The 13,412-nt window shown below is 68.9% G+C and carries 6 protein-coding genes; 2 read left to right on the top strand and 4 right to left on the bottom strand.

All coding sequences use genetic code 11. The features are described 5' to 3' along the window. Positions 1-99: 99 nt before the first annotated feature. Together ACFWY9_RS06200 and dxr are read right to left on the bottom strand one after the other, a co-directional pair. Positions 100-1,311, bottom strand: a complete 1,212-nt coding sequence (locus ACFWY9_RS06200; protein ID WP_378338288.1) for a M50 family metallopeptidase — start codon at positions 1,309-1,311, stop codon at positions 100-102. Positions 1,312-1,315: 4 nt separating this feature from the next. Then, complete coding sequence (gene dxr, locus ACFWY9_RS06195; protein WP_378330494.1) at positions 1,316-2,521, bottom strand: 1-deoxy-D-xylulose-5-phosphate reductoisomerase; 1,206 nt, start codon at positions 2,519-2,521, stop codon at positions 1,316-1,318. 96 nt (positions 2,522-2,617) lie between these two features. On the opposite strand from dxr, the gene ACFWY9_RS06190 reads away from it, so the two are divergent. Together ACFWY9_RS06190 and ACFWY9_RS06185 are read left to right on the top strand one after the other, a co-directional pair. After that, complete coding sequence (locus tag ACFWY9_RS06190; RefSeq protein ID WP_378330495.1) at positions 2,618-2,872, top strand: DUF2631 domain-containing protein; 255 nt, start codon at positions 2,618-2,620, stop codon at positions 2,870-2,872. 26 nt (positions 2,873-2,898) lie between these two features. Then, complete coding sequence (locus ACFWY9_RS06185; protein ID WP_378338287.1) at positions 2,899-3,585, top strand: peptidylprolyl isomerase; 687 nt, start codon at positions 2,899-2,901, stop codon at positions 3,583-3,585. Positions 3,586-3,683: 98 nt separating this feature from the next. Here the strand turns inward: ACFWY9_RS06185 and ACFWY9_RS06180 are convergent, their stop codons facing one another. Both ACFWY9_RS06180 and ACFWY9_RS06175 read right to left on the bottom strand, forming a co-directional pair. Next, entirely contained in the window at positions 3,684-4,178 is a 495-nt protein-coding gene (locus ACFWY9_RS06180) for a HEAT repeat domain-containing protein (RefSeq protein WP_378330497.1), read from the bottom strand. Next, a complete protein-coding gene (locus ACFWY9_RS06175; protein ID WP_378338286.1) occupies positions 4,175-13,255 on the bottom strand; it encodes a LamG-like jellyroll fold domain-containing protein in 9,081 nt (3,026 codons plus the stop codon). Before ACFWY9_RS06175 ends, ACFWY9_RS06180 begins: the two co-directional genes overlap by 4 nt. Positions 13,256-13,412: the final 157 nt, after the last annotated feature.

The following is a 13,412-nucleotide window of genomic DNA, read 5'->3' as shown; positions in this document are numbered from 1 at the left end:
CCCCGGGGGCTCCATAAACAAACACACCGTTGCGGGTTCCACCAATCCGGGGGGGTGCCACCCCCCCCCCCCGGGCCACGACCCGACCGGTGCGCGGCACTACTGCAAACGGATCGGGTTGACGATGTCCGCGGTCACGGTGAGCAGCGTGATCCCGCCGCCGATGACGACGAGCACGAGCGTCACCGCCGACAGCCTCGTGTAGTCGACCGGTCCGCCCGCGGCCTTGCCCCGCAGCTTGCGGAACCAGTCCCGGACGCGCTCGTACCAGACGATCGCGATGTGCCCGCCGTCCATCGGCAGCAGCGGCAGCAGGTTGAACACACCGATGAAGAAGTTGAAGCTGGCCAGGAGGAAGAAGAACAGCGGCCACAGCCCGCGTTCCACCGCCTCGCCGCCGATGCGGCTCGCGCCGACCACGCTGACCGGCGTGTTCGGATCCCGCTCGCCGCCGAAGATCGAGGTGAACACGGCCGGCAGCCGCTGCGGGAACTCGACCAGGCGTTTCGCGGTCTCGGAGAACATCGTGCCGGTGAAGCTCACGGTCTTGCCGACCGCGTCGATCGGGCCGTAGCTGATCAGGCCGGGCGGGTTGACCGGCGACGCGCCGATCATCCCGACGTCGCGGACCTTCCCGTCACTGGTCAGCCGCTGCACCCTGGGCACGTCCACGGTCCGGGTCAGCGTCTGTCCGTCACGCAGGATCTGGAACACCGTGGGCCCGCTCGACGCCTGGACGGTGTTGAGCATGTCGGTCCAGGTCGGGGTCGGTTTCCCGCCGACCGACAGCACCTTGTCACCCGGCAGCAGCCCGGCGGCGGCCGCGGGCATCGGGTCGGCGGGCGCGCACTTGCCGTTGTTGACCTGGTCGGTCGTGGTGGCCGCCCGCGCACACGAGGTCGACGCGAGGATCGGCTCCGTGTTCGGGTGCAGGTTGGGCAGGCCCATGGTGACGGCCATCAGGTACAGCACCACGAACCCCAGGATGAAGTGCGTGATCGACCCGGCCGACATCACCACCGTGCGCTTCCAGGTCTTGAACCGCCACATCGCCCTCGGCGACTCCTCCGGCGTCACCTCATCCAACGCCGTCATCCCCGCGATATCACAAAACCCACCCAGCGGAATCCACTTCAGCCCATACTCCGTCCCACCCCGCCGGAACGAAAACACCGTCGGCCCATACCCCACGAAAAACCGGCGCACCCGCATCCCGAACACCCGCGCCGACACCATATGCCCCGCCTCATGCAACGCCACCGAGACACAAATCCCCAGCGCGAACAGCACCACCCCGAAGATATAGGCCACCGCGCTACTTCCCCTTACCGATCATCGATCCGGCACGCGCGCGAGCCCAGCGCTCGGCCGCGAGTACATCTTCGACGTCGCGTGGCTCGCGACGCCATTCGTCGGCGGCTTCCACCACCTCGGAAACAGTGTCCACGATCGAGGTGAAGCTGGTGTTCTGCGCCAGGAAGGCGGCCACCAGTTCCTCGTTCGCCGCGTTGTAGACCGCCGGGACGCAACCACCCAGCTCCCCCGCGTGGCGGGCCAGCCGGACCGCGGGGAAGGCGTCGTCGTCGAGCGGTTCGAACGTCCAGCTCGCGGCCTTGTCCCAGGTGCAGGCCGGGGCGGCGCCGGGAACACGGTCCGGCCAGTGCAGGGCCAGCGCGATCGGCAGCCGCATGTCCGGCGGGCTGGCCTGGGCGATCGTGGAGCCGTCCACAAAGGTCACCATCGAGTGCACGATGGACTGCGGGTGGACGGTCACGTCGATCTTCTCGGCCGGGATGCCGAACAGCAGCGTCGCCTCGATCAGTTCGAGGCCCTTGTTGACCAGCGTGGCCGAGTTGACCGTGATCAGCGGCCCCATCGACCAGGTCGGATGCGCCATCGCCTGCTCGACGGTGACGTCCGCCAGCTCGGCACGGGTGCGCCCGCGGAACGGGCCGCCGGACGCGGTCAGCACGAGCCGGGCGACCTCGGCGTCCCGGCCCGCACGCAGCGCCTGCGCGATGGCCGAGTGCTCGGAGTCCACCGGCACCAGCTGGCCGGGCTTGGCCGCGGCCAGCACGAGCGGACCGCCCGCGATGAGGGATTCCTTGTTGGCGAGCGCGAGCGTGGCGCCGGTGGCGAGCGCCCTCAGCGTCGGCTCGAGGCCCTGAGACCCGGGTAGCGCGTTGAGCACGACGTCGACGTTCACCGCGTCGATGAGCTCGGTCACCGCGTCGGCACCGGCGAAGATCCGCGGGATCCGGAACTCCCCGCGCGAGTAGCCCCGCTTCTGCGCCTCGGCGTACAGCGCGAGCTGCAGATCCTCGACCACGGTGGGTTTCGTCACAGCGACCGCGTCGACCTGATGCGCGAGCGCCTGCGCGGCGAGCGCCTGGGGATCCGAGCCGCCCGCGGCGATCCCGGCGACCCGGAACAACGCCGGGTTGCGGGCCGCGACGTCGAGCGCCTGGACACCGATGGACCCGGTCGAGCCGAGCACGAGCACACTTCGCGAAGTAGTCATCGCGGGCCATTATCGCCCGGGTCCTGTCGGTGGCTCCCGGCCCGGTGTGGGATCATCCGGGTGTACGTGTTGGTCCGGGTCTCAAGGAGTTTGATCGTGGTGAGCAAGGCGGTCGAGAAGCGGCCCGAGGTCGACCCGCGCGACGAGCCGTCGGCGGCGTGGGGCTGGCACGGCCAGTTCCCGAGGGCCACCCGGATCGCGGGCTGGGTGAGCGCGATCATCCTGCTGCTGATGCTCAAGGGCAACCACGAGAACAACACCGAGAACGTCTGGCTGGTCGGGCTCGCGGCGTTCATCGTGCTGCTGCTGATCCTGGACATCCGCAAGCGCCGCACGGCCTGGCGCAAGTAGTCCGTGACCCGCTAACTTTGCGGGTCATGAAGCCGCGCTGGGGTCTCGCTGCCGTCGTTTCGCTGTTCGCCACCTTGGTGGCACCCGCCGTCGCGTCGGCGGCTCCGACGTCGGAGGGCTCCGCTTCCGGGGGCTTCCCGGTCACGCGGTGTTCCTTCACCCCGACGCCCGAGAACCCCGCGGCGCGACCAGTGCTGCGCCCGCTCCCCTTCGCGCTGACGCGCGGCAGCGTCGATGTGACGTTCCGCTTCAACTACGGCCCGGTGACCGTGCGGCTCGATCGCGCCGGCGCGGCGCCGTGCGCGGTGCACAACCTGGCGAGCCTGGTGCTCCAGCGGTTCTACGATCACTCGCAGTGCTGGCGACTGACGAACTCGGCACGCCTCGGGGTGTTGCAGTGCGGCGACATCTACGAGGTCGAAAAGGGCGGCCCCGGTTACAAGTTCCCGGACGAGGTCTCGGGCGCGGAAACCTATGCGCGCGGCACCATCGCGATGGGCAACCAGGGCCCTGGCACGAACGGGAGCGAGTTCTTCATCGTCCACTCGTTCGCGCACATCCCCGCCAACTACTCGGTGATGGGGCGCGTCGTGCGCGGGATGGACGTGCTGGACCGGATCGTGGCGGCCGGGATCATCCCGAGCGAACGCGGCCCGCTCGACGGTCTCCCGGCCAAGCCGGTCAAGATCGAACGAGCCACCGTCGGCTTCTGAGGTTCGGCGAATTTGTTCGCCGGATAGCACAGCCGGAACGGCGGTACGCGTTGATTTCCGCGTACCGCCGTTCCGCTGTTTCGCCGTTTCGACTCCGGTCAGCCGTTCGCGCGCCTCGCCAGAACCCGCCTCGCGATCTCGCGGACACGCTCCCTGTCGTCGTCACGCACCGACTCGATCACCCGCCACGCCGCATCGTCGTCGATCGCCAGCAATGCGTCGAGCGCCTTGAACGCGAGATCGTGAAACTCGTCCCAGTCCGGCCGCCAGTGCAACGCCCGTTCGATCGCGGGCACTGACGAAGGATCCTTGATGTCAAGCAGGTAGGCGAGCACGTCCCCCGGATTGACACCCCCGTCACGCAGATCCAACGCTTCGGCGAACACCGGCACATACTGGACCGAGGGGCGTTTCCCGGCCAGAGAAAGATAGGTCTGGAACCATCGCCAGTCGGAGCGGGCCAGATTTTCCCGCAGCCCACGAGTGATCAACTCTTCGACGCGGGGAGTTTCCGCCAGGAAACTGAGATCACTCCGGCCTCCAGGCTTGGTCGCGCGCACGAATTCGTCGAATTTCGCGAAATCCGAAGTCACGGCAGCGCACCCCAATCGTAGCCGACTATCTGATCATTGAACATAGCCGACGATCCTACACCTTTTCCACGCAGCCCGTAGTTGATATGGTCCCGCTCAGCCTTGACGTGCACCTGGTCGACATTTCCGGACTCCAACGCGGGAAGATAGTCCAAGCCTCTATTCCGAATCTCCTCGGCTATACTCTTCCTGTTAATCGCTCCACGGTCTAGCAATTTCTGCCTTGTCCCACGAGCGGTGTACATAGTCACCAAGACGTCGTAATCGCCCGCATTACTCACTGGAATCGCCTTGCGAATGTAATCCAACTCCTGGGTAACCATGCTTTCCCCGTTCTTGGGCCAGATTCCGCGCTTTTTGAACGACTCGAGTTCCGCATTGGACATGGCCCGGTAGAAGACTTCGACCTTGCCTTGCGCGGCCAGCTCCGACATGGGCAGCTGCTCGACGTTCTGCACCACTTCGCCGTTGGGACCCCGGACGATGTCCCGGAAGATCCGATAGATCTCGGCCGCGTTCTGCAGGCCTTCCGCGGTCCCGGACACCCGGCTGGCGGGAAGGTTCGGGTTGCTCGACGTCGTCCCGTCGACCAGGTAGTTCTTCTGCGCTTCGGCGGGAATGGCGTCGGCGACTCGCAGGGCGCGTTCCCAGGCGTCCTGGCGTGCCTTGATGCCAGGGGGTGGCGGAGGCGGCGGGGCGGGCCTCCATGCGGAGCCGCCACCGTGGCCATGCCGGCCGTGCGGTGCGGCGACACCGTGACCGTGCCGGCCGCGTGGTGCGACCCCGTGGCCCCCGCGACGTCCTGGTGCGGGACCCGCGGCAGTACCCGAGTCGGAGTAGTAGGACCGGTAGGAAGGATTCCAGCCCCGATCGCTCTTGCTCCAGCCGTCCGTACGGTAGGTGCCCGCGCTGCCGTGATAGGTGGGCGCGTTCGCGGTGCCCTCGAAGATGAGGTCCATGGCGACCTCGACCCCGACGTGAATGATGATCACGACGCAGATCGGGCAGTGGCCGTCCGGATCGGTGTAGTTGGCCGGCGACGCGTTCCCGTAGGTGTAGCGGTTCGAAGCCGCGGACGGGCTCACCGGCAGGGAGATGTCGTCGCGGGCACTGAACGTCCCCGTACCCGGGGCGTACCACCGTGCGCCCATGTCGACCGAGCCGGTGTCCGGGTCGGTGTAGTCCGACTGGAAGCCCAGTGAAGACGTCGCTCCCGCGGACCCGGTCTTCACGCCGAAGGGATCGAAGCTCGCCGAGCCCGCCAACGCGTTCGCGGAGGGATCAAGGCCGCCCACGACGTCGGAGTGCCGGTCGGTGAGCGCCAGCTGCCCCGCACCGCCGCCCGGACGTTGTGCGAGCAGGTCGCCGCCCGCCGACCGCGAGAAACTCGACGTGCCGTCCGAGGTCAGGTTCAGGCTCTGGCCGTCGTAGGAGAACGTCTTGTCGTTGCGGCCCGAGGTCCGGTCCAGGCCGTCGTACGACAACGAGACGCCGCCCTGCTTGACCGCACGGTCGAACGCGTCGAAGCCGAACGCGACGCCCCCACGGGATTCCAGAGTGCCGCGCGGACTCCACCGCAGGGTGTCCGCACCGTCGGTCAGCTGACGGTTCCGCTCGTCGAATGTCGCGGCCTTGTCCCCCGCCTTGACCCGGTTCCCCGAAGCGTCCCAGCCGTACTCGACGGTCTTGCCGCCCGCGGTCCACGACGTCAGACGTCCGGCGTAGTCGTAGCCGTAAGCGTTGTCGCCCGCTCCGGCGAACCCGGTCGTCTTCTTGCTCGTGAGCCGATCGTTGGCGTCATAGCCGTAGGTCATCGACGCCAGCGACGCGCCGTCAGAGCCCTTGACCACATCGCCGGTCTGGCGGCCGAGGTCGTCATAGGAGTACGTCCTCGTCCGGCCGGAACCGTAGTCGACCGACGCCAACGCACCGGCGCCGTCGTACCCGACCGTCTGCTTGACGCCGGTCAGCCCGTCCTGCTGGGTCGCCAGCCTGCCCTGGGTGTACGAGAAGGTCGCCGTCCCCGCCCCGTCGACGCGCTGGGTCAGTCGCCCGGCCGCGTCGTAGCCGTAGGTCGACGTTCCGGTCACCGGCCCCGTGCTGGTCAGCAGATCACCACGGTCGTTGTAGGTGAAGGTTTCCTCACCGGACGGCGTGTTCACGCCCAGCAGCCGCCCCGCGGCGTCGAAACGCCGCTTGCGCTCGGTCGTCGGTTCGGCCGCCCCGGAACCCGTCTCCGCCGTCAAGCGCCCCAACGTGTCTACGGTCCGCTGGCGGGTGACCCCGCCGGGCGCCTGGAGAGTCAGGGCCCGGCCGTCGAGGTCGTAGGACGCCGTCCAGGTGCGGTCGGCGGGGTTCGGGTGAGCGGCGGTCGCGGGTTCGACGACCGACTCCGGCAACCCCAGCGCGTTGTAGGTCTGGATCGTGGCGTTGCCGCGGCCGTCCGTGCTGCGGGTTCGGTTCCCCGCCGCGTCGTAGCCGAACGACGTGGTGATGGTTTCCTTGTCCGACACGGGTTCCTGCTGCTGCACGAGCCGCCCGCGGCTGTCGTAGGCGAACTTCGTCGTGCGCAGCAGCGCGTCGGTCACCGAGATCCGGTTGCCGTCCTGGTCGTAGCCCGCCGACGCCTTGCGCAGGAGGTGCTCGTCCGGGGCGTACCAATAGGCCCCGGTGTTGCGGCCCGCGCCGTCGAAGGTCAGGTAGGTCGTGCGGCCGAGACCGTCGGAGGCCCGGACCTGGTTCCCGGACAGGTCGTAGCCCTGCTGGGTGACCACTCCCGCGGGGTCGGTGGTGGAGACGCGCCGGCCGAGCACGTCGTACGCGTGCTTCGTCACCTCACCCGTGGGGGACATGGTCGAAACGAGGTTGCCCGCGTCGTCGTAGCGGAGCTGGGTCGTGTACGCCGCCGGTTCCGGGCGCCGTTCGAGCTTCGTCGCGGTGATCTGACGGCCGAGATCGTCGTAGGTCGCCTCCGTCCTGGCCCCTGTCGGGTCCATTTCGGACAGTCGCTCGCCCGCGGTCGTGTAGGTGTAGCTCCAGACCCCGCCCGGCTGGTCTCCCGCGTCGGGTTTCGGGTCGACGCGTTCCACCAGCCGGTTGAGCTGGTCGTAGCGGAACCGCGTGGTCGCGCCCATCGGATCGGTCTTCGACAGGACATTGCCCTGTGCGTCGTAGCGCGTCTTGGCGATCGCTTTCGCCGCGGCGCTTTCGCCGGGCTTGCGGTAGCCGGGTGACGCCTGCTCGACGACCCGGCCCACGCGGTCGTAGGTCGTGCCGCTGACGTTGCCGTTCGCGTCTCGCGCGCCGGTGGGCTCGCCGAAGGCGTTGTAGCCGGTCGTCTCGCGAGCACGAGTCTGAACCGCTTGTCCCCCACCGCTTTCCGCCGCGGCGGGTGGGAAGACGACCGAGCTGGTGAGCCCGGACCCGTCGTACTCGAAGTTCGTGGTGAACTGCGCGGGATCGGCGCCCTCGGCGTTGCCGCGCGGTGCCGTGATCGAGGTGACCAGGCCACGCTGGTCGTAGGCGTAGCTGGTGGTGAGCTTGCCCGAGGAACCGTTCACCACGGACGTGCTCGTCTGCCTGCCCGCGACGTCGTAGCCGTACTCGACGGTCTCGACGCGGCCGACGTCGACCCGGGTGCTGTTCGAGCTGGCACCGGTGTGCTGTGCCCTGGCGACGTCGCCTCCCGGCGCGTACGTCCACTCCACACGGTTGGCGAGCCCGCCCGGATCTGCCGTCTGCGCGGTGCCCCGCCCCGTGGCGTCGTATTCGTACGTGGTGACCAGGCCACCGGGCGCCAGCCGCTTGACGACGTTGCCCGCCGCGTCGTAGCTGAGCTCCTCCAGCTTGATGTCGCGTTTCGCCGCGTTCGGGTTGTCCGGGTCCCGGACGTCACGGGCGATGGTGCGCCACAGCCTGCCGTCGTCGAAGTACTGGTACTTGGTGGTCCGGCCCACCGAGTCGGTGTGCCGGATCCGGCGCCCCGCGAGGTCGTACCCGTAGGAGTCGAGCACCAGGGTCGGCAGTGCCGAAGTGTCCCCTTCGCCGTCCTGGTCCCCGGCCCCGGTGGACGGGTCGGTGGCCTGGCCGTGCCAGGCACGCAACCGGACCTCGGCCAGGGCGTTGCGCGCCGTGTAGCCGTATTCGTACTTGTTCCCGCCCGGATCGACCATCCACGTCTTGTTGCCGAACGGGTCGTAGCCGTAGAACGTGTTACCGCCCTCGGCGTCGGTCTCCTGGCTGCGGCGGCCGAAGTTGTCGTAGGCGTAGGCGGTGACCCGGGCGGCGTCCCCGCCGGTCAGGTCCTTCGCCTCCGTCCGGACGAGGTTGCCGTCGGGGTCGTAGGCCGACACTGTCTGCGCGGTGTGCGTGACGTTGTCGATCGGGTTGACCACACCGGGGCTCGTGACCGACACCTGGTGCGAGAGCGCGTCGTAGCCGTAGGTCGTCGTCAGGCCGCCGGGGTTCGCGTCGCTCTTCTTGGTTTCGGTCAGCCGCCTGCCGAACACGTCGTAGGTGTAGGTCGTGGTCAGCCCGGCCGGATCGACGACCTGCGCGAGGTCACCGTTACGGAAGTACGAGTACCGCGTTTCACCACCACGGGGGTCGGTGATCAGCGCGATCAGGCCCGCCGGGGTGTTCCCTCCCCCGACCGCGGCGTCGGAGCTTTCCGTGTACCGGTACCGGGTCGTCGCGCCGTCGGGCGTCGTCTTCGTCTGCACCAGGCCGCGCACACCCAGATCGGTGTAGGTGTACGTCGTGGCGTACTTCGCGTCACCGGGGCCGGAGGAACGCGCGTCCTTCGCCGACAACAGCTTGTCGTTGCGCGGATCGGTGACGTCGGTGGAGTTCAGGTAGTAGCTGTAGTAGCTGGTCTGGCAGTCGCCCGGCGACACCCGGCACGACTTGCGCGCGACCACGTTGCCGCGCTCGTCGTTGGTGAACACCTGGACGTTGCCGAGTTCGTCGCCGACGGTGGTCTGGAAACCTTTGTCGTCGTAGTCGTAGGTCCGCACGCCCAGTCCCGTGACCGGGCCGCCCACCCAGGGGCCGCCACCGTTGACCGGACCACCGCAGTAGGACGGTTCGCCCGGCTTGGGCGGCACCGACGGGTCACACGGTGGTTCCGGTGGCGCGGGCGCTCCCGTGCTGTCGCGACGATCCTCGGGACGCAGCCCGAGTCCCAGTGGCGCGACATAACGCAGGATCCGGCCGCGCATCGGGTCGTAGTCGTAGAAATGCGGGCGGTTCCCCGGATCGGAGATCTGGGTCGTGCGGATCAGGTTGCCCTCGGTACCGGTCACCACCGGGACGCCGAGCTTCCAGTGGCCGCCGTCCCGATCGGTGACCTCGGCCAGCCGGTCGGCGGCGGTGTTGTAGGACAGCTGCGCGGCGACCCGGCCGCTCGGCAGCGTGATCTTCGAGAGGTAGTCGGCGCCCGTGCCTGCCTGGAAGTGGGCCAGCGCGGTCGTGGGCCCGACCGGGTACTCGTAGAAGGCCACCTCGTCGATCTGGCCGGAGAAGAAGCGGCGCGGCTCGGTACCCCATGCCGGCCAGGCCGACGGCGGCACGGTGTAGGCGGCGCCGATCTGGTTGTAGACGACGTCGTCGTGCGAAATCTCGCCCTGGGCGCTGCCGACCTTCCGCCCGTCGAGGTACAGCGTCTGCGTCGCGAGCGACCCGGAAAGCACCACGTGGTGCCACTGGTCGTTGTTGACGGCCTCCGCCGAGGTGATCGGCCCGACGCCCCCGTTCCAGAACTGCCCGCGCAGCTTGCCGTCGGTCCCGACGTAGAGCACCGGCACCGCGCCGGTGGGCGTGCTGCCGATCGGTGCCCGCTGATAGCCGAACAGCGGCCCGCCCTGGGTGGTCTTGAACCACATCTCGATGGCGAGGTCACGGTTCTTGCGCACCAGGCCGTCCGGCACGGTGACCACCGACGACGTGCCGTTGAACGACGCGGCGGTGTCCGCGCCGTCCTTCAGCGGACCGGGCTGACCCAGGACGACGTCCTTGTAGGTTCCGTTGTCCTTGCCGAGCTTGAGCCCGTTCTGGCTCGCCGCCACGGTGCCGTTCGTCTCGCCGAACCGCCAGTACGAGGACGGGCGCGAATCCACGACCGAACTCCGGTAGTGCGAACCCGAGACGTGGTCGTAGCCGGTACACCCGTTGTTCGGATCGCAGACCTTCGTCAGCTTGTCGCCGTCGTAGCTGTAGGTCCAGGTGAGCTGCTTGCCGTCGATCGGATCGGTCGACACCGACGTCACGTGGTTGCCGGTCCACGTGAAGTACAGGATCCGATCGCTCGTGCGGCTGATGATCCGCTTGAGGCGTTCGGGGGTGCTGTAGTCGAGCTCGACGTAGTGCCCGGCCTGGTCGTACACCGCGATGAGCCGGCCGTCGGGCCGGAAACGGTACAGCGTCGAAGCTTTGTCGGTGAGGACCCAGCCGCCGCCGTTCGCCTCGACCTCGACGCGGAAGTTGGCCTGCCGCCCGGGCGGTGCGGCGAAGGAGCCGTCGTGGTTACGCCCGAACCGGACCTGCTGCCCGTCGGGATAGGTCACCACGACGTTGCCCGAACCGTCTTCGTCGGGAACGACCTTCATGTCGTACCGCGTCGACCAGCCGGAGCCGAACAGAAGATCCCGCCGGGGATCAAGGCTGTTGTACGTGCGCGCGATGTTCAGCTCGGGTCCGGTCACCTGGAGAGCCGCGTCGATGGCGCTCGAGAAGTAGTTGCCGGTCTGCGGATCGAAGTCACGCTGCGCCCCGCTGTAGGGCGCGTTGGCCAGATGCGACGTGATCTCCGGCTGGGGTACCGCGGTGAGCAGGTGGCTCGGGGTGAGCTTCTCGCTCTCGGAATGACCGTCGTAGGCGAAGGCACGCCACTGGTAGTCCTTGCTCCACCGCAGGGCACCGACCGGGACGTTCCACGTCCGCTTGCCCACGTAGCCGGAGTCCACACAGGACACTCCGGTCAGGGTTCCGTCCGGCTGCTTCCGGTAGTCCTCGCAGACCTCGAAGCGGTACTTCAACGCCGAGGACACCGGTGCGTCGACATCGACGGCGTCCACCCACAGCTGGGGAGTCAGCGTCTGCGCGGAATAGCCGTTCGGCGGGTACTGGGCCTTCACGATCGGCGGAACGTCGAAGACCGTCATGGCGAGGCGGGTGGGCGGGACCTGCTCGTCGGTGAACCACGGGCCGCCCCGGCGGAGCATGCTGAAGTCGAAGAGGTAGTCCCCCGGTTCGATCGCGCCGATCGTGGCGTCCAGCGTGACCGACTCGCCGCGCGGAACGTCGCGGGGCAGGCCGGCGGCTTCCTGGGAGGCGACCGGCGCTCCGGCGGCGGTGAAGCCGCGGTAGCCGAGCGCGTAGTCGGCCGCACGCCAGGTTTCGGCGCTCCGGTTCGTCACCGTGATCCGGACCTTGCCGCCCTGCGTGCGCGTGACCGGTGGCTCGGGAACACCCCGGTCGACGCGGTACTCGGCGTCGTAGGCGGAGTGCGTGACGAACAGCCGCGGCGGGTTGGCGGTGTTGTGCCCGGTGAACTTCTTCCAGCCGTACGGATCGGTCTCCGAAGCACGGATCGTCAGCCCGTAGTTGGGGCTCGCGCCGGTGACCCAGCGCTGCACCAGGTCGCGGCCCGCCGGACCGAGCGGGATGAGCTCGGTGGTGGACGGGCAGCTCGACGCGTGCTGCTGGCGGCCGATGTAGCCACGCGCGAACGAAGGATCGGCCAGCGCCGGGCCGTAGCCGGGTCCCGGATAGCCGCTCGCGGTGTTCCACGGCGCGGTGACCCCGTGCACCGTCAGCGGGCGCGGCTGGCAGGACCACGACCAGGTGTTCTTGAGGGTGAGCTGGGCGCCGAGGATCTTGTGGTCGCGCAGCCGGGATTCGACCCCGCCGAAGGACAGGTAGCTGGCGGCCCGCAGTGGACCGGTCGTCCCGGCCTTCAGCTCGGTCGCCCCGTCGAGACGGCTCCCGTTCTGGAACACGGTGCCACCGTTCGACGCCGTCGTGTCGACGCTGGGGTCCACCTCGACCGGGTACTTGCGGGCCGGATCGCGCAGCCAGGCCGCGTCGAGTTCCACCCGCAGCACGGTCTTCCCGGCACGTTCCACGAGCCGGTAGGTCACGCCGCGGGACAGGGCCGCCTCCCCGGTCGCGGGGTCGCGGACGGCGTCGGTCATGAAGCCGGCCGGGATCCGCGCGCGCTCCTGCCCGGCGGTGTCGAGCAGTGCCACCCGTCCGTCCACAAGCGACGGACGGAGGCCCTTGAGCCGCAAGGGGAATTCCCACACCGTCGGCGCCTGGGGACCGGCGAGGACCAGTGTCTCCTTCAGACCGCCGGGCACGACGTCGAACCGGATGTCGGCGGACTCGCGGACCGCCCGGTAGCTGACGCTGCTGCCCGACACCTGTCCCGCCGGCCCTGCCGCGTCGGCGACACCGAAACCGAACCCGTGTTCTTCGTCGAGTTTCAGGTCCACCAAGGAATCCGGGGAGCCCGCCGCCGCGAACCCCACCCCGATGCTGTCGCCGGCGTTGCGCCAGCCCGTGCCGTTCTCCTTCGGCACGACCGTGGTGTCGATCGGCTGGTACGCACCGTTCGGCGTCCGGTAGTTGATCGGGTCCTGGCTGAACTCGGTGGTGTGGGTGCCGTCGGCGTTGGCGTAGGTCCGCTCGGTGGACGTACGCCGCTCCGGCAGTTCCTTGCTCGTCTTCTCGTCGTATCCGGTCGCCCGCACCGGTGGCGTTTCGACCTTGACCCGGTTGGTGGCCGCTTTCTCGGCTCCGGGCGCGATCGGGGCGTACTTCGACTGCAGCGACGCCGGGCCGGCGACGTTCGGCGCGCCGCCCGCCTCGTCCTGCTGCCCGGCGGCCGTTCCGCCTTGCTGCTTGGGCGATTTGGCCATGGCTTCGGCCAGGCGAACCGCGTCGTCGTCCCGGCCGCCGGTCCCGTAGTTGCCGGCGGGACCGATCACTCCGGCGAGGAGCGCCAGCAGCACGAGGACGAGCAGAGGCCGGGTGAAAATCTTCCGGGCACGGGCGGGTGAAGTATGACGAGCGAACATCGAGACCCCCTCGAAGTCAGTCGACGAAAAGGAATCCGGCGAAAAGGAATCGGGGACGTGGGGGGGGGGCGCCGGGGTCGGGGGGGGGGGCCCCGGGGACCCGGCGTCAGGGGGGGTGGGGCGCGGCGCGCCCCCCGATAAGAGGTGCTGGGGGTGG

Origin of the sequence: Amycolatopsis sp. NPDC059027, from assembly GCF_042739735.1 — a bacterium.
Taxonomy (GTDB): domain Bacteria; phylum Actinomycetota; class Actinomycetes; order Mycobacteriales; family Pseudonocardiaceae; genus Amycolatopsis.
Note: the sequence above shows the minus strand (reverse complement) of the source record. Positions and strands in the feature narration are given on the sequence as shown.

Excerpts from the sequence above, each read along its gene's own strand:
- ACFWY9_RS06175 (WP_378338286.1), bottom strand. The coding sequence starts at position 13,255 with ATGTTCGCTCGTCATACTTCACCCGCCCGTGCCCGGAAGATTTTCACC.
- ACFWY9_RS06185 (WP_378338287.1), top strand. The coding sequence starts at position 2,899 with ATGAAGCCGCGCTGGGGTCTCGCTGCCGTCGTTTCGCTGTTCGCCACC.
- dxr (WP_378330494.1), bottom strand. The coding sequence starts at position 2,521 with ATGACTACTTCGCGAAGTGTGCTCGTGCTCGGCTCGACCGGGTCCATC.